Source organism: Actinoplanes sp. NPDC051633, assembly GCF_040681735.1.
GTDB lineage: Bacteria > Actinomycetota > Actinomycetes > Mycobacteriales > Micromonosporaceae > Actinoplanes.
The window spans coordinates 1-16,737 of sequence record NZ_JBFAZH010000040.1 but is presented as its reverse complement, the minus strand read 5'-3'; the positions used below and the strand labels follow the sequence as shown (position 1 = coordinate 16,737).

Below are 16,737 nucleotides of genomic sequence, written 5' to 3'. Positions count from 1 at the left end.
GTGGCTGGGAGTCTGCGGTGGGCACCATCACGCCGCTGGTCGCCGCGGCAACCGACAGCGTGCGGAAGACCGGGAAGGACACGGCGAAGACGGGCCGTAAGTCGGCCAAGGCGAACAAGAAGAACGCCAAGAAGCTGGAGAAGCGGGCCAACAAGACGCTCGGCCGCAAGCAGGGCGGGCGCAAGAGCCGGCTCGCCGGGCTCGCGCTGGTCGGCGTCGCGGTGGGCGTGGGCGCGGCGTGGTTCGTGCGCAAGCGTCAGGCCGCGCAGTGGGACGAGTACGACCCCAGCCCGGCGGCGACCGAGCCGGTGGGCGCTGACGACGCGGCCTTCGAGCCCGCGCCGACCAGCACCAACGGCGTGCTCTCGGCCGAGGACCCGACCGTGGTCACCGGCCGCAAGGACGTCTGACACCGGCGGAGTTCACGCTCACGGGGCGGCCCCACCTACGGGGTGGCGGCCGCCTCGCGGGCTTTTGTCGCGTCCAGTGACGGGCCCTGGGGCAGCAGCGAGATGAGCTGTGCCGACACCTGCCGGGGCGTGGTGGCGCCGTAGCCGAGCCGGCCCAGCAGCTCGCGGCTGGCGATGGGGTAGCGCCGCGCCGTGTCCGTGACGATGCTCACCGTGCCGCTGCCGGCCGGGGCGTTCGGCGACGCGGCGGCCACGACCAGCGCCCCCTTGCCACGGGCCACGTGCACGAAGTCGGCCTGCACCCCGCCCTGGCTTCCCCCTTCAGCGGTGATCGCGGCGCCGGTCGGTGCCGTCGCGTCCACCCGCAGGCCCGCGCCGCTGTCCTTGTTCACCGGAAGGGTCATGCACAGCCGCTCCTGCGGCTCGAGCAGCTCCGGCACGGTGGCCGGGAAGCCGTCGCCGGTCGTGAACCGGACCGGGGAGGGCGGCAGCGTGTTGAACGTCGCCGTGTCGAGGGTGCGCGGCGGAAGGGCGCCGGCCTGCACCTGCAGCAGCCGCGCCTGCACGTCGGTCAGCGGCGCGGCGCCGTCGGACACCGCGACCGACCACTGCTTCCCGTCGGTGAGCAGCTGACCGATCTGCATGTCCTCCAGGCTGGACCGGCCACCCTTGCCGTCGATGCGGGGCGCCCGCAGATCCGGGCCGAGCGGCAGGGAGTTGATGAACGCGGTGGCCACCGGCCACGGTGTCTGCGCGTTCCAGCCGAGGGCCCGCAGGGTCGACGTGGTGATGCTGCCCGGAATCTGGAAGCGCCGGTTGCCGTACAGCAGGAAGGTGCGGTCGGACGGGTCGCGGACCAGCACGCCCTTGCTCCCGCCGGCGCCGGCCGCCACGGTGCCCCCGCTGACCGGCGCGCCGATGACCAGCGTGCTGAGCGCCTTGGCGGAGCTGGTCGCGCTGGTCGGCGGCGCTGAACAGACCGTCCAGTCTCCGGTGAGGAGATCCTTTTTGACCGGCAGCGAGTCGGGTGCGTCCGGGATGCCCAGCGGGTCGCCGAGCGGCAGGGTGGCCAGCCGCGCCCGTGAGGTGCTCACCATCTTTGGCGCCTGCGCGTTCGCGATCAGCAGGCCGGAGGTGTAGTTGAGGACCGGGTGCAGCTTGCCGTCGGACTTCAGGTAGACGTACCGGGCGCCGGAGCCCTTCTCCAGGAACACCACCGACTCGTCCTTGAGCTGGACGTTGCTCTGCCCGGTGAGCAGGCCGTAAACGGCGGCGGCGCCGACCGCGAGCGCGGCGATCACCAGGCTGATCAGCGCGGTCATGCCGGCCCGGCGCAGCGGGGAGCGATGTGGGTCGGGGTCGTGGGTGACGAGCGCCGACACCACCCGCTGCAGCGAGTACTGGTACGAGTGGAGCTGGTCCTGACGCGACGGCACACCGTCACTGTAGAAGCCTTGCTCGATGTGTGGGGGGCGGCCCTGGCCCGGCGGTTACAGCCAGCCGTTGCGGCGGAAGGCCCGATAGAGCAACACGGAGATCGACACCATGACGGTGAGCATCGCCGGATAGCCGTAGAGCCACGTGGTCTCGGGCATGTGCACGAAGTTCATGCCGTAGACGCCGGCGATGGCCGTCCACACCGCCGAGATGCCGGCCCAGGCGGCGATCTTGCGCATGTCGTTGTTCTGGTCGACCGTGACCTGCGCGAGGCGGGCCTGCAGGATCGAGTTCAGCAGATCGTCGTACGAGCTGACCTGCTCGACCGTACGCGTCAGGTGGTCCTGCACGTCGCGGAAGTAACGCCGGATCTCCTTGGGCACCAGGCGGTTCTGCGTCCCGGTGATGGTCGCCAGCGGGCGTTGCAGCGGCACCACGGCCCGGCGGAACTCCACCAGCTCCCGCTTCATCTGGTAGATCTGCTGGATCTTGGCGCCGCTCTCGCGGGAGAACACGCTCTCCTCGATGATGTCGAGGTCGGCCTCGACCTGGTCGGCGACCTCGACGTAGATGTCGACCACGCGGTCGGTCACGGCGTACGCCACCGCCCACGGCCCCTGCTCGAGCAGCGCGGCCCGCTCGGTCTCGAGGTTGGCCCGCACCGGGGACAGCTCCGATGCGTCGCCATGCCGGACGGTGATCACGAACCGCTCACCGATGAAGATCATCATCTGGCCGGTCTCGACCACCTGCGACGTCTCGGTCAGCTCGCTGTGCGGCACGTACCTCGCGGTGCGCAGCACGAGGAACTGCACCGCGCCGAACTGCTCCAGCTTGGGCCGCTGATCGGCCTTGACCGCGTCCTCGACGGCCAGCTCGTGCAGGCCGTACGTGCGCGCGATGTCGGACATCTCGTCCTGGCCGGGCTCGTGCAGGCCGAGCCAGACGAACGCGTTCTCCTGGGCGCACGCCTCGCGCAACGCCTCGTCGGGGGTGAGCTCGCCGGGCACACGCTTGCCGTCGATGTAGAGACCGCAGTCGACCACCGCGCTGCCGTAGTCGCGGGAACGCTGGGGCCGATCGCCGTCGTCGGCGGTGCCGAGGAAGCGGTTCATGGCCCGGACGGGCGCCGTCCACGCTCGCGACAGCGACCGGTTGATGCTGCTCTCGCTCATGACACCCTCCCCACGTGAACGCCCAGGCAAGACCGCCCAAAGCTACGTGACGTCGGGCGGACCGGCCGCATTTGGAGGGGGTGACATTGCGAGCGGTCCGCCCGTCGCCGGGGGCGGGGGTGAAGTCCGATGCATTGTCGGCCCCTAGGGCCGTGCAACGGAAATCGACGATGAGTCGGAAACCCGACAGTTGCGTATCTAGGCGGCGGTGACGTCCTCGATGGCCGCCGCGAGCCGCCGCACACCTTCCTCGATCTGGTCCACGGTGACCGCGGAGAAGGCGAGCCGCACCGAGTGGCGGCCGCCGTCGAGCAGGAAGTCGCTGCCCTTGACGATCGCGACGCCCTTCTTCATGGCCACCGGGAAGAGCTGCTCGACGTCCACCGACTCGGGCAGGTCGACCCAGAGGAAGTACCCGCCGTCCGGCTCGGTGAAGGTGGCGCCGGGGATCTGCGCGCGGATCGCCGCGGCCAGCGCCTTGGACCGCTCGCCCAGCGCCTTGCTGACTGTGGCGACGGACCTGTCGATGTCACCGGAGACGCAGAACTGGTGCACGATCGCCTCGGACACCATGCCGGGCGAGATGTAGAGGTTCGTCGCCTTCTTCGCGATCGCGTCGATCAGGGCGGCCGGCCCGACCAGGTAGCCGACCCGGACGCCGGGGCACACCGTCTTGGTGAAGCTGGAGGCGTGCACGACCACGCTCTCGGTGTCCATCGACAGCATCGACGGCAGCGCCTCGCCGCGGAAGCGGATGTCCACGTACGGGTCGTCCTCGAAGATGATGAAGCCGTACTGCTGGGCGAGGGCGAGCAGCTCGCGCCGCTTGTCCAGGGCGAGGGTGACGCCGGCCGGGTTCTGGTAGTTCGGGATCACGTGCGCCAGCTTGGGGCGCAGGCCCGCCTCCAGCAGGCCGCGCAGCTCCTCGACGTCCATGCCGTCGGGCTGGATGGTGACCTGGTGCACCTTGGCGCCGAGGGTCTGCAGGCCGAGCAGGGTGCGGTCATAGGTCGGCCGCTCCACCACGACGTCGTCGCCGGGCGAGACCAGGTGATTGAAGAGGAACGCGTCCGCCTGCAGCGAGCCGTTGGTGACGATGACCTGATCGGGCGAGACGCCGTGCTTGTCCGCGATCCACTTGCGCAGCGGGAGGTAACCGACGGAGGTGCCGTACGCCGTCATCCCGGCCGGGTCGGCGTCGAAGGCACGGGCAGCCGCGGCCTTGAGGCCCTTGACATCGACGATGTCCAGGGAGGGGGCGCCACGGGCAAAGGAGATGAGCTGCTCAGCGGTCATGCGGACAAGCATAGGAGCCGCCGTTATCCTCGCTAGGCACCCCTCTGCCCAGGGAAAGGGACACCTCACATGATCGGACTAGTCCTCGCGGCCGGCGCCGGCCGCAGGCTACGGCCCTACACCGACACGTTGCCCAAGGCACTCGTGCCGGTTGACGGCGAGACCACGATCATGGACATTTCCCTGCGCAACCTGGCCGCGGCCGGGTTGACGGACGTCACAATCGTCGTCGGCTACCGCGCGAGCGCGGTCGAGGAGCGCAAGACCGCGTTCGAGCGGGAGTACGGCGTGAACCTCACCCTCGTGCACAACGACAAGGCCGAGGAGTGGAACAACGCGTACTCCCTCTGGCTCGCCCGGGACCACTTCGCCCAGGGCGCACTGCTGGTGAACGGGGACACCGTGCACCCGGTCAGCGTCGAGGAGACCCTCCTCGCCAACCGCGGGCCCGGCATCCTGCTCGCCATCGACAGCCTCAAGAAGCTGGGTGACGAGGAGATGAAGACCACCTTCTCGGCAGATGGCCGACTCGTGAGGATCACCAAACTGATGGATCCGCAGGAGGCCTACGGCGAGTACATCGGCGCCACGCTCATCGAGCCGTCGGTCGCCGAGGATCTGGCCGACGCGTTGCGGACCACGTGGGAGCGCGACCCGAACCTCTACTACGAGGACGGCTACCAGGAGTACGTGAACCGCGGTGGCGAGGTGCGCGGTGCCGGGATCGGCGACGTGCCGTGGGTCGAAGTGGACAACCACGACGACCTCGCCAAGGCGCGGGAGATCGCATGCCGCTACTAGCCCGCACCGTCCAGGCCCCGCTGCACATCGACGTCCGCCGTGGCGCGGTCGCCGACCTGGGCCGGATCCTCGCGGACGGGCGGATCTCGGCCGGCGGCGACGTGGCCGTGGTGGTCGGGCCGGGGCAGGGCCAGCTCATCGCCGATCTGATCCGGCCGTCGCTGGGCTCGGCCGAGGTCTTCACCGCGGCCGGCGGCACCCTGGACGCGGCCATGGAACTGGCCGCCAAGCTGCGCTCGGGGCACTACGACGCGGTGGTCGGGATCGGCGGCGGCACCACGGTGGACACCGCCAAGTACGCGGCCACCCGCTGGGCCATCCCGATGGTGTCGGTCGCCACCAGCCTCGGCAACGACGGCATCGCCTCCCCGGTGGCCAGCCTGGTCAACGACGGCATCAAGGGCTCGTACGGGGTGCAGATCCCGATCGCCGTGCTGATCGATCTGGACTTCGTGGAGAACGGGCCGGAGCGCACCAACCGCGGCGGCATCGGCGACGTGATCAGCAACATCAGCGCGCTGGCCGACTGGGAGCTGGCCCGCCAGGTCCGCAACGAGCCGGTGGACGGGCTGGCCGCCTCGTTGGCCCGGATGGGCGCCGAGGCGGTGCTCAACCACCCGGGCGACATGACCGACGACGGGTTCGTCACCGTGCTCGCCGAGGCGCTGATCTCCAGCGGCCTGGCGATGGCGGTGTGCGGCAGCAGCCGGCCGACCAGCGGCGGCTGCCACGAGATCATGCACGCCACCGACTCGCTCTACCCGAACACGGCGTCGCACGGCGAGCTGGCCGGCCTCGGCGCGCTCTTCTGCACGTTCCTGCGCGGCGACGATCGGCGGTTCGCCCAGATGTCCGACTGCTTGGCCCGGCATCAGCTGCCGCGCACCCCGGCGGACGTCGGTCTGGACGCCGAGCAGTTCGTGCGGATCGTCGAGTTCGCCCCGCGGACCCGGCCGGACCGGTACACGATCCTCGAGCACCTCGAGATGAAGCCCGACGAGATCGCCCGGAGGCTGGCCGAGTATGACGACGCCGTCGCCGCACGCTGAGCCCGCGGCTCCGACCGCGGCCGACTACTACGCGAGCAACCGCGGTGGCGGGTTGTTCAGCGAGTTCCTCGGTCAGCGGATCGGCGCGCGGGTGGCGGTCTTCGCCCACAAGCACAAGCTCGCCCCGACCGTGCTCACCGTGGTCAACCTCGGGGTGAGCTGCCTGGTCTCGGTCGCGGTGGTCGCGCTGGCCCAGCCGGTGGCCGACGGCCGCGTCTGGGCCTGGCCGGTGGGTCTGCTCGCGCTGGTCGGCTGGCACTTGGCGTACGGGCTGGACTGCGCCGACGGCCAGCTGGCGCGGGTCACCGGGCAGACCAGCCCGGCCGGCGCCCGGATCGACGTGCTGTGCGACGTGGCCGGCCAGATCGCGCTGGTGGCGGCCCTGTCGGCGACCGCGGCGGCTCAGGTGCCGGAGACGCCGGCCTGGCTGCTGGCGGCCTTCGCCGGCACCTGGATGGTCAACCTGGTCACCTCGGTGATGCAGTCCGGCCCCAACGCCGCCAGCATGGTGACCAGCACCTCGATCCCCGTGCGCATCGTCAAGCTGGTCCGCGACTACGGCGCCGTGATCTTCCTCGCCGGGGTCGTGCTCACCGTCGCGCCACAGTGGACGATCTGGCTGGTCGGTCTCTTCACGCTGGTCAACGGCGCGTTCCTCGCGGCCAGCATCGCCTTCAGCGGCCGAGAGGCTCTCCGCCGCTGACCGAAGTGGTAGCCCACCCACCTGTCCGAGCCCGAAACAGGTGGCTGAGCTACCACTGCGGGGTGCGCGCCGCGGCCGCAAGCGAAAGGTGGTAGCCCAGCGGGAAATCCGTCGCGCGGATTGCCTCGTGGGCTACCACTGTCGAGGGTCAGACGCGGACCGGGATCGCCGAGCTGGTGCCGAGGACCTTGCCGGTGGCGTCCAAAGCGTCGGCCACGACGTATTCCGGCGTACCCGTGACCTGCAGCCTTGTCTCGAATCCGGTGCGCGCCGCCTCCACCGAGGCCGCGGTCAGCGCCCGCGGCTGCCCACCGGCGCGGGCCCGCCACTTCGCCACCTTCGTGCTGCCGTTCCAGCTCACGCTCACCGTCACGTTGCCGCCCTCGACCGCCAGCCCCAGCGCCGGCTGATCGAGCGGCTCCCCGGCCCACTCCGCCTTGTACGCCCGGTACGACTGGTTGTCCTTGGGCAGGTGCCCGTTGAGCCGGACCGTCCCGTCCGGGGCGAACTCGGTGAAGTGCGGCATCTGCCCCCAGCCGATGAAGCTGCCGCCGTCGGCCAGCTCGCGGAAGCTGCCCTGCGTCGGCGCGGACAGCTTGTCGGGGTGCACGAACTCCTTCACGAAGGTCGCCGTCTTCGCCTGCTCGTCGAGCTTGAGCACCAGGCCGCGGGAGTACTCCCGCTCCTTGGTCACGCCGGCGCCGTTGTCGAACATCCCGTACGAGCCGTCGCGCCGGCGCCGGAAGTCGTGCTGCCAGCTGAAGTTCGCGTTCGGCCCGATGGTGAAGTCGGACTTCTTCCCGCCGAGGCGCCACATCACGTCGCCGGTCTTCTTATTGATCTTGTAGCAGCCCCAGGTGTGCCGGGCCGAGATGATCAGGTGCCCGTCGGCGTCCAGCCCGACCGAGTTCGGGTGGAAGTAGTCCCACGGCAGGTGCGCCGAGTCGCCTTGGGGCAGCGGCGCATACGACTCGTCGATCTTGATGTGGTCGCGCGCCCGCCACTCGAAGACCCGCTTGCCGGTGGCGATGTCGATCTCCTGGATCACGCCGTCGTGCAGCACACCGTCGACCGGGCCGCCCTGGGCCGTGAGGTCGAACGGCACCGGGTCGTACACCCAGAACAGCGCCGTGTTCCGCGGCGTGATCACGAAGTCGTGCTGGTCGGCCTGCTCGGTGCCGAACGCGCGCACCCGGGTGATCTCGCGGTAGCTGGTGTCCGCGATCACGAACTCGCCCTGGCCGACGCCCTGCCCGCCGGTGCCGCCGATGGTGCCCTCCCACCAGGTCAGCACGGGCTTGTTCCGGTACTGCTGCACCTTGAAGTCGATCGCCACGGTAGCCGGGTCGGGCACCTTGCGGAACCAGATCGGCGAGCCCTTGTCGTCCACGATCAGCGGGCCCCACAGGCCGGTTCCGGAGGCGGGCGTCAGGAAGATGTGGCCGGGCGCGGTGCCGTTGGCCGGCACGGTGATCGTCACGTCGGGCAGGGTGCGCAGATCGGGGCGGGATCGGAACTTGGGCTGACCGGCGTCGGCGGCGGGCGCGGCGGGCGTTGCGTCCGATTTGTCATCGGTGTCGGCAAGCGCGTAGCCGGCGCCACCACCGGCCACTGTGAACAGCGCCGCGCCGCCGACTCCGAAAAGAACGTTCCGCCGCGAAGTCCTGGGTGGGGTGGGGGTCTCCGTCACCGCCCCAGCTTTCCCCAATTCGATCAGAATCTACCTGGGTCCCCGGTGTGATGTTGCTGAAAGATCGGTGTAGATGTCGACGAGCCGGCGGGTGAGCAGATCGGGCGCAAAGGCATCGACATACCGCTTCCGGGCTGCTTCGGACACCGCCTTCGCCTCGGCCCTCGCGATCGGCAGCGCCTCGGCGAGCGCGGCCGGCTCGGGGGCGACGGCCCAGCCGGCCACCCCGCCCAGCATGTAGGGGATCCCGCCGACCGCGGTTCCCAGCACCGGCCGCCCGGCCGCCATCGCCTCCAGCACCACAGTCGGCAGCACGTCCTGCCAGGTCGGCACCACGACCGCCACGGAGCAGTCACGCCGGGCCACCATCATCTCCGCGCGGGACAGCGCCCCGAGGTACTCGATGTCGTCCCGTGCGGCGGCCGCCTCCTCGGCCAGCCCGCGCAGCTCGCCGTCCCCGGCGATCCGCAGCGTGCCGAGCGAACCGTCCGGGTGCCGCCGCCACGCATCGACGAGCAGGCCCAGCCCTTTCTCCGGGGACAGTCGCGCGGCGTAGAGGAAGCCGTCACCCAGAGGCGCCGGCTCGCCCGGATCCGGCAGGCCGTTGGGCTTGATCACGATCCGGTCGTCCGGAATGCCGTAGTCGCGCAGATGCTCCGCGATCCGGTCGGTCAGCGCGATGAACCGGTCGACCGACCGCCAGGTGGGCCGATGCACCGCCAGCGTGGTCGCCATCAGCGCACTCTGCGCGCTCGATCCGCGATAGCACTTGTGCACCACGGCCGGATAGCCGATGAGCTTGCCGCGGCAGTCGCGGCAGTCGTGGCCGTCCCGGTAATACAGCCCCGACGAGCACACCTGCCGATAGTTGTGCACGGTCTGCACCACCGGCACACCGTGCTTGTGCGCGGTCTTGACGATCCAGGGCGAGATCAGCGGGTACGGGTTGTGCAGGTGCACGACATCCGGCTGGTGCGCGGTCAGCAGCGCGGCCAGGTCGCGTTGCGCCGGGCCGCCGTAGATCGGCGAGATCGGCAACAGCGCCTTCTGCGCGGCCGGCATCGCGGCGATCGAGTCGGAGCTGCGCAGGAACGGCAGCACCTCGACCCCGGCGGCGCCCAGCTGGGCGATCTCGGTGTCGACGATGACGTTCTCGCCGGACGGGATCGCCTCCCGATACCGGTTGTGCGCAACGACGACCTTCACGCCCAGGGAGGTTACCGTTAGGACGTGCCTGAACTTCCCGAGGTCGAGGCGCTCGCCGCCTACCTGCGCGAGCGCGCGGTCGGCCATGTGGTCGAGCGCTTCGAGGTGTCGTCCTTCAGCGCGCTGAAGACCTTCGACCCGCCACCCACCGCCATCGCCGGCCTGACCGTCACCTCGGCCGGCCGGCACGGCAAGTTCCTGGACATCGGCCTGGGTGCTGAGATCCACCTGATCGTGCACCTGGCCCGGGCCGGGTGGCTGCACTATCGCGACGCCTTCAAGTCGCCGGCGCCGCTCAAGCCCGGCAGCGGCCCGATCGCGCTGCGGGTCCGCCTCGACGACGGCTCCGGGTTCGACCTGACCGAGGCCGGCACGCAGAAGTCGCTGGCGGCGTACCTGGTGAAGGATCCGGCCGAGGTGCCGGGCGTGGCGCGGCTGGGGCCCGATGCGCTGGCGGTGAGCCGGGACGAGTTCGCCGAGCGGATCAGGAGCCGCAAGGGCCAGATCAAAGGCGTGCTCACCGACCAGGAGGTGCTGGCCGGCATCGGCAACGCGTACTCCGACGAGATCCTGCACGTCGCGAGGATGTCGCCGTTCGCGCTGACCTCGAAGCTCACCGACGAGCAGATCACCACGCTCTACGAGGCCACCCGCCAGGTGGAGACCGACGCGGTGACCCGCTCGGTCGGTCAGAAGGCGGCCGAGCTCAAGGGTGAGAAGCGGGCCGGGATGCGGGTGCATGCGCGGACCGGTCTGCCCTGCCCGGTCTGCGGCGACACCGTGCGCGAGGTGTCCTTCGCCGACAAGAGCCTGCAGTACTGCCCGACCTGTCAGACCGGCGGCAAGCCGCTGGCCGATCGCCGGCTGTCGAAGTTGATTCGATAGCGCACACTCGAGGTCGACTGTTTCGGTGGATGTTGATCCAGTTACTCAGAGTGTTCAGAGGGAATGGTGATGTAACGTCCGCTTCTTCTGTCCCGATCCATCGGTATAGTGGCCCGGTCCCACGCTTCGCCCACGGTGCGCTGAGGATCGGCGAGCCTTGCCGGAACGCATCGACCGTGGCGGTGTGTAATGGCCGGACGGGAAGTCGGACGGCCTCGATGTCGGGCGGTCGTGATGCGGGAGGACGTCGGCGAGGTGACCACTAACCTCGAACGCCCGGCGACCCGGAACAGCCGGAGCCACATGCCGTACGACAGCTTCGAGTGGCAGGAGCCACCGCCGAGCAACGGTGTGCCCCGCTCGGCCTGGACCAGGTCGCACCGCCGCCTGTCGAGATGGCACCGGCCGTACACGGTGGTCCTGGTCGTCCTCGACTTCCTCTCCGCGGTGCTGGCCAGCTCGATCGCCATCTCGCTGCTGGAGCAGGCAAAGGCCGGTTTCCAGAACCAGCCGGAGATCTTCCGGGTCACCGCGTACCTGTTGCTGCCGGCCGCCTGGGTGATCGTGCTCTGGGGCGTCGGCAGCTATGACCGGCGCTACCTCGGGCTGGGCAGCGAGGAGTTCAAGCGGGTCTTCCGCGCGTTCGTGGTGATCGTGGCGAGCGTGTCGCTGGCGGCGTTCGCCACCAAGACCCAGCTGTCCCGTGGCACGGTCGCCCTGGTCTCCGCCGGCGCGCTGGTGTTCATCCTGCTCTGCCGCTATTTCGCCCGGCAGATCCTGCACCTGACCCGGCGGCGCACCGGTCACGGCGCACACCGGATGGTCCTGGTCGGCACCCTGCCGGAGGCCCTCGAGGTCTACACCGCGGTGACCCGCAGCCCCGCGGCCGGCCTGATCCCGGTCGCCATCCACATCACCGACGGCCTGGCGGCGGTGCGAGGTCTGGAGACCCCCGTTCCGGTGTACGCGGGCCGCGACGTGCTCTCGCTGGTCCGGGAGGTCGGCGCGGACACCATCGCGGTCTGCGGCTCGGCCAGCGCGGAGCCCGGTGAGCTGCGCCGCCTCGCCTGGCAGCTCGAGGGCACCGGCGTCGACCTGGTGGTCGCCCCGCAGCTCACCGACATCGCCGGCCCACGGGTGCACATCCGCCCGATCGAGGGCCTGCCGCTGCTGCACGTCGAGGAGCCGACCCTCTCCGGGCCGAGCTGGCTGGCCAAGAACCTGCTGGACCGGGTGGCCGCGTTCCTGGGTCTGCTCGTGCTGTCCCCGGTGCTGCTCGCCATCGCGCTCGGCATCCGGCTCTCCGATCCCGGCCCGGTCTTCTTCCGGCAGCCCCGGGTCGGCCACGAGGGCCGCACCTTCCGGGTGTGGAAGTTCCGGACCATGTACGTGGACGCCGAGGAGCGCAAACGCACGTTGGAGGAGCTCAACGAATCCGACGGCATGCTGTTCAAGATGAAGCAGGACCCCCGGGTCTTCCCGTTCGGCGGCAAGCTGCGGGCCAGCTCGATGGACGAGCTGCCGCAGCTGATCAACGTGCTCAAGGGTGAGATGTCGCTGGTCGGCCCGCGCCCGCTGCCCGCGGAGGACGGCGACTACCTCGGCGACGTGCGGCGGCGGCTGCTGGTGCGGCCCGGAATAACCGGTCTGTGGCAGGTGAGCGGCCGCTCCGATCTGTCCTGGGACGAGGCGGTCCGGCTCGACCTCTACTACGTGGACAACTGGTCACTCACCTATGACCTGGCCATCCTGTGGCGCACGATCTGGGTCGTCCTGAGGCGCAAAGGCGCTTACTGACAGGCTGCCCAGGAGGGCGAGCGCGGCGGCGGTGGGGCTGTTCGGATCGGCGTGGTAGACGACCAGCAGCTGGCCGTCGCTGCCCTGCGGGACCAGGGTCTCGTATTCGAGGTCCAGGGGTCCGACGGCCGTGGTCAGCACCTTCTTCGTACCCCTAGTTTTGGCCTTGACCTCGTGCCGCGCCCACCAGGCGCGGAACTCCGGGCTCTTCACCGACAGCTCGCCGACCAGCTCGGCCAGCCGCGGATCGTCCGGATCGGCCCCGGCCGCCGCCCGCAGGCTGGCCACGGTCTCCTGGGCGACCTTGTCCCACTCGAGGTAGCAGTCGCGGGTGGCCGCGTCGAGGAAGGTCAGCCGGACGACGTTGGCACCCTCGACGAAGGCCGGAAAGGCCGCCCGGGCGAGCGCGTTGACGGCCAGCACGTCGAGGTGACGGCTCATGACCAGGGCAGGGCTGCCGGTCAGGGCGTCCAGCAGGCGGCGCAGACCGGGCTCGACCCGCTGGGTACGCGCGGTACGGCGGCGAGCGACCGGAGCGGGACCGGCCAGGCGCCGCGCGTGCTCGAGCCCGTCCGGACCGAAGTCGATCACCCGGGACAGTGCCTCGAGCACCTGGTCGGACGGGTGCTTGTCGCGGCCCTGCTCGAGCCGGACGTAGTAGTCGGCGCTCACTCCGGCGAGCATCGCCACTTCTTCGCGGCGCAGGCCGGGCACCCGGCGGCGGGCCGCGCCCGAGGGCAGACCGACCTGTTCGGGCCGGGTCAGCTCCCGGCGCGCCCGGAGGAACTCACCCAGTCCGTTGTCCGCCACGCCCCCACCGTAGAAGGTGCCGTGCGCCTGTAACCTGCGCGTGGAACTCGGCCCGCGCGGCGTCCGGGTGCGCAACATCGAGCCCGGCCTGGTGCCCACCGAGTTGGGCGACGGCATGACCGACCCCGGCCAGCGGAAGTTCCTCGACGAGTGGCGCCACTCCATCGAGACGCTGCGCAGCGAGGACATCGCCGCCGGGGTGGCCTGGTCGGCCGCGGCGCCGGCCCGGATGAACGTCGCCGAGATGATCATCGTGCCGACCGCCCAGGGTTAGCCCCGAGCGTGGCAGGATGCGCCGGTGAGGGCAGATCTACCGACCGTGCTGGCTGTGCTGGCACTGGTCGCCGCCCTCGCCGGCGCGGTGGTCGCGGTGGTGCGGCTGCGCGCCCGGCGCGGGGTGGCGACCGCGATGCAGCGGGCCACCTACGACGTCCTGCACACCGCCGCGCTCGCGGCCGAGCCGCTGCGTGCCGGGCTCACCCCCAGCTCGGCCGGCAAGGCGGTCCGGCACCTGCGCACGCTGGTCGGCGCGGTCGGGCTCGCGCTCGCGGACACCGAGCGGTGCCTCGCGTACGACGGGCGCGGCAGCCACCACAGCGACCAGTTCACCGCCGCGGCGCAGCGGGCGATGCACACCCGGCGGACTGTCGTGCTCAACGGGTCCGACCTGCCCTGCGACCGGATGGACTGCGTGGTCCGCGGCGCCGTGGTCGCACCGCTGGCCGGATCCGACGGACCGGTCGCCGCGGCGCTGGTCTCGGTGGCCGACGACCAGCCGGCGCCGGGGCTGGTGCAGGCCACCCAGGAGGCCGCGCGCTGGGCCGGCTCGCAGCTCGCGCTGGCCGAGCTCGACTCGTCGCGCGAGCGGCTGGCCCGCGCCGAGGTCCGCGCCCTGCGCGCGCAGATCAGTCCGCACTTCATCTACAACGCGCTGACCGCGATCGCCTCGTTCGTCCGCACCGACCCGGAACGCGCGCGTGAGCTGATCCTGGAGTTCGCCGAGTTCACCCGCTACTCGTTCCGGGCGCACGGCGATTTCACCACGCTGGCCGAGGAACTGCGCTCGATCGACCGTTACCTGACCATCGAGCGGGCCCGGTTCGGCGACCGGCTGCAGGTGCGGCTGCAGATCGCGCCCGAGGTGCTGCCCGTGACCCTGCCGTTCCTGTGCCTGCAGCCGCTGGTGGAGAACGCCGTCCGGCACGGTCTGTCCACCAAGCCGGGCGTCGGTATGGTGAGCATCGAGGCGCGTGATGCCGGCGCCGAGTGCCACATCACCGTCGAGGACGACGGCGTCGGCATGGACCCGGAGGTGTTCGCGCCAGGCCGGCCGGAGACCGACGACGGCCAGCACGTCGGGTTGTCGAACGTCGACGAGCGGCTGCGAAACGTGTTCGGCGACCGCTTCGGGCTGGTGGTGGAGACCGCGCCGGGCGAGGGGACGAAGGTGAGCATGCGGGTGCCGAAATTCCGTCCCGGGGTACGCGCGTGACGGCCGGCCTCGTCGTGCTCGCCGTGGATGACGAGCCGCCCGCGCTGGACGAGTTGGCGTACCTGCTGAACGCCGACGACCGGGTCGCACACGTGCACCGGGCCGGCGACGCCACCGAGGCGCTGCGGGTGCTGCGCGACACCGAGGTCGACGCGGTGTTCCTGGACATCCGCATGCCCGGCCTGGACGGCATGGAGCTGGCCCGCATCCTGCGCCGCTTCGCCCGCCCGCCCGCGATCGTCTTCGTCACCGCCTACGACGACGGCGCGGTGGACGCCTTCGATCTGGGCGTGACCGACTACGTGCGCAAGCCGGTCCGGGCCGAACGGCTCGGCGAGTCGCTGCGCCGGGTCGCCGGGCTGCGGTCGGCGCCGGCGCCCGCCTATCAGCGGGAGGACGAGCCGGCCATCCCGGTCGAGCTGGCCGGCACCACCCGGATGCTGCCCCGCTCGTCGGTGCGCTGGGTGGAGGCGCAGGGCGACTACGCCCGGCTGCACACCGCGGACGCTTCGCACCTGGTCCGGGTGTCGCTGGCGACGCTCGCCGACCGCTGGGCGGATGCCGGGTTCGTCCGCATCCACCGGTCGTACCTGGTGCAGCTGCGGCTGGTCGCCGAGCTGCGGCTCACCCCGTCGGGGTACGTGGTCGCGGTTGACGGCACCGAGCTCCCGGTCAGCCGCCGGCACACCCGCGAGCTCAAGGATCGCCTGATCAGGGCCGCGAAACACGACTGGACGCGCTGACTTCCACAGCCTTGTCCACAGGTACACAGCGTTATCCACACAGTTATCCACAGGCGGGCCGGCAGCGGCCCGGCCCTGCACACTTCCATCACAATGTGTCCCCCGGAACCGCACGGTCGGTCCCTAAGCTCCCGGAAACAGGCCAGATCGGTGCGCCACGGGGGCCCGCCGCCTTGCCGAGGAGCAGCATGATGCCGCTCGTAGGGAGGTATTCGTGACGCAACGACGTGTGCTGGTGGTCGAGGACGAGCCCGTCATCGCCGAGTCGGTGGCCGCGCGGCTGCGCGCCGAGGGCTTCGCGGTCGACCTCGCCGTCGACGGTCCGGGTGCGGTGGCGGCGGCCGAGCGCACCGTGCCGGACGCGGTCGTGCTCGACGTGATGCTGCCCGGCTTCGACGGCCTGGAGGTCTGCCGCCGGCTGCAGGCCTCCCGCCCGGTGCCGATCCTGATGCTGACCGCGCGCGACGACGAGAACGACATGCTGGTCGGGCTCGCCGTCGGTGCCGACGACTACCTGACCAAGCCGTTCTCCATGCGGGAGCTGGCGGCCCGGGTGCACGCGCTGGTGCGGCGGGCGGTGCGCACCGAGACGCAGCCGGTCAGCACGCTGCGGGTCGGCGATCTGGAGATCAACCGCGCCGAGCGGCGGGTGCACCGGGCCGGCGCCGAGGCCCAGCTCACCCCGACCGAGTTCGACCTGTTGCTGTATCTGGCCGAGCGACCCCGGGCGGTGCTGCCGCGCGAACGGCTGCTCGCCGAGGTGTGGGGGTGGGCCGACACCACCGGCACTCGTACGGTCGACAGCCACGTCAAGGGCCTGCGCCGCAAGCTGGGTGCGGACCTGATCCGCACGGTGCACGGCGTCGGGTACGCGCTGGAGGCACCCAGATGACCAAGCTCGGCGTGCACGGCGGACGGCTTCCGCGCCCCTTGGATCCGGTCCGGTCCATCAAGATCAAGATCGGCCTGATCCTGCTCGGCGCGCTGCTCGCCGGGATGACGTGGTTCACCCTCTGGCTCGGCTGGCTGCCGCTGTGGACGACCGTCACGGCGGTGGTGGTCGCGCTCGGCACCCTGCAGCTGCTGGCGCACGGGCTGACCTCGCCGCTGCGGGAGATGACCGCGGCGGCCCGCACGATGGCGCAGGGCGACTACTCCCGCCGGGTCCGGGCCACCTCCCGCGACGAGGTGGGCGAGCTGGCCAAGGCGTTCAACCAGATGGCCGCCGACCTGGAGGCCGCCG

At 70.9% G+C, this 16,737-nt stretch carries 16 protein-coding genes and 1 pseudogene; 11 read left to right on the top strand and 6 right to left on the bottom strand.

The annotated features are described in order from the left end of the window. Positions 1–410, top strand: a pseudogene (locus tag AB0M20_RS04590) (hypothetical protein); the annotation flags it as partial. Between the two features lie 35 nt (positions 411–445). Here AB0M20_RS04590 and eccB read toward each other — a convergent pair. From eccB to AB0M20_RS04575, 3 genes are all read right to left on the bottom strand, one after another. Then, positions 446–1,846 carry a type VII secretion protein EccB gene (gene eccB, locus AB0M20_RS04585; protein ID WP_364293674.1) on the bottom strand — a complete coding sequence of 467 codons (1,401 nt, stop codon included), beginning with the start codon at positions 1,844–1,846 and terminating at the stop codon, positions 446–448. 54 nt (positions 1,847–1,900) lie between these two features. Further along, positions 1,901–3,022 (bottom strand): magnesium/cobalt transporter CorA, encoded by a 1,122-nt coding sequence (gene corA / locus AB0M20_RS04580; RefSeq protein WP_364293671.1) that lies wholly within the window; start codon positions 3,020–3,022, stop codon positions 1,901–1,903. 198 nt (positions 3,023–3,220) lie between these two features. Then, positions 3,221–4,318: a PLP-dependent aminotransferase family protein gene (locus AB0M20_RS04575; protein ID WP_364293668.1), complete on the bottom strand. Its 1,098-nt coding sequence runs from the start codon at positions 4,316–4,318 to the stop codon at positions 3,221–3,223. Positions 4,319–4,387: 69 nt separating this feature from the next. Between AB0M20_RS04575 and AB0M20_RS04570 the strand changes: the two genes are divergently transcribed. Genes AB0M20_RS04570 through AB0M20_RS04560 form a run of 3 tightly spaced genes read left to right on the top strand, consistent with a single transcriptional unit; the run spans position 4,388 to position 6,871 of the window. Then, a complete protein-coding gene (locus tag AB0M20_RS04570) occupies positions 4,388–5,119 on the top strand; it encodes a phosphocholine cytidylyltransferase family protein (RefSeq protein ID WP_364293665.1) in 732 nt (243 codons plus the stop codon). Then, positions 5,107–6,168, top strand: coding sequence for an iron-containing alcohol dehydrogenase family protein (locus AB0M20_RS04565; protein WP_364293662.1), 1,062 nt, complete (start codon positions 5,107–5,109; stop codon positions 6,166–6,168). Before AB0M20_RS04570 ends, AB0M20_RS04565 begins: the two co-directional genes overlap by 13 nt. Beyond that, complete coding sequence (locus AB0M20_RS04560) at positions 6,143–6,871, top strand: CDP-alcohol phosphatidyltransferase family protein (protein ID WP_364293659.1); 729 nt, start codon at positions 6,143–6,145, stop codon at positions 6,869–6,871. The genes AB0M20_RS04565 and AB0M20_RS04560 overlap by 26 nt, the downstream gene beginning before the upstream one ends. 148 nt (positions 6,872–7,019) lie before the next feature. Here AB0M20_RS04560 and AB0M20_RS04555 read toward each other — a convergent pair whose 3' ends face one another. Both AB0M20_RS04555 and AB0M20_RS04550 read right to left on the bottom strand, forming a co-directional pair. After that, complete coding sequence (locus tag AB0M20_RS04555; RefSeq protein WP_364293656.1) at positions 7,020–8,561, bottom strand: arylsulfotransferase family protein; 1,542 nt, start codon at positions 8,559–8,561, stop codon at positions 7,020–7,022. A 30-nt stretch (positions 8,562–8,591) separates the two neighbouring features. Continuing rightward, on the bottom strand, positions 8,592–9,767 hold the full coding sequence (locus AB0M20_RS04550) for a glycosyltransferase family 4 protein (RefSeq protein ID WP_364293653.1): 1,176 nt from the start codon (positions 9,765–9,767) through the stop codon (positions 8,592–8,594). A 24-nt stretch (positions 9,768–9,791) separates the two neighbouring features. Between AB0M20_RS04550 and AB0M20_RS04545 the strand changes: the two genes are divergently transcribed. Both AB0M20_RS04545 and AB0M20_RS04540 read left to right on the top strand, forming a co-directional pair. Further along, positions 9,792–10,652, top strand: a complete 861-nt coding sequence (locus AB0M20_RS04545) for a DNA-formamidopyrimidine glycosylase family protein (protein ID WP_364293650.1) — start codon at positions 9,792–9,794, stop codon at positions 10,650–10,652. Between the two features lie 303 nt (positions 10,653–10,955). Next, positions 10,956–12,449, top strand: coding sequence for a sugar transferase (locus AB0M20_RS04540; protein ID WP_364293676.1), 1,494 nt, complete (start codon positions 10,956–10,958; stop codon positions 12,447–12,449). Here the strand turns inward: AB0M20_RS04540 and AB0M20_RS04535 are convergent. After that, positions 12,378–13,259, bottom strand: coding sequence for a helix-turn-helix transcriptional regulator (locus tag AB0M20_RS04535; RefSeq protein ID WP_364293647.1), 882 nt, complete (start codon positions 13,257–13,259; stop codon positions 12,378–12,380). The genes AB0M20_RS04540 and AB0M20_RS04535 overlap by 72 nt on opposite strands. Positions 13,260–13,299: 40 nt before the next feature. Between AB0M20_RS04535 and AB0M20_RS04530 the strand changes: the two genes are divergently transcribed. From AB0M20_RS04530 to AB0M20_RS04510, 5 genes are all read left to right on the top strand, one after another. Further along, the gene (locus tag AB0M20_RS04530; protein WP_364293644.1) at positions 13,300–13,533 is read left to right on the top strand and encodes a hypothetical protein; all 234 of its coding nucleotides are present in this window, start codon (positions 13,300–13,302) and stop codon (positions 13,531–13,533) included. A gap of 24 nt (positions 13,534–13,557) precedes the next feature. After that, on the top strand, positions 13,558–14,751 hold the full coding sequence (locus tag AB0M20_RS04525) for a histidine kinase (protein WP_364293641.1): 1,194 nt from the start codon (positions 13,558–13,560) through the stop codon (positions 14,749–14,751). Then, on the top strand, positions 14,748–15,494 hold the full coding sequence (locus AB0M20_RS04520; RefSeq protein ID WP_364293638.1) for a LytTR family DNA-binding domain-containing protein: 747 nt from the start codon (positions 14,748–14,750) through the stop codon (positions 15,492–15,494). Before AB0M20_RS04525 ends, AB0M20_RS04520 begins: the two co-directional genes overlap by 4 nt. A gap of 214 nt (positions 15,495–15,708) precedes the next feature. Then, the gene (locus tag AB0M20_RS04515) at positions 15,709–16,386 is read left to right on the top strand and encodes a response regulator transcription factor (RefSeq protein WP_364293635.1); all 678 of its coding nucleotides are present in this window, start codon (positions 15,709–15,711) and stop codon (positions 16,384–16,386) included. After that, positions 16,383–16,737 (top strand): HAMP domain-containing protein (locus AB0M20_RS04510; protein ID WP_364293632.1); only part of this gene is annotated, 355 nt, incomplete at its 3' end. The genes AB0M20_RS04515 and AB0M20_RS04510, both read left to right, overlap by 4 nt.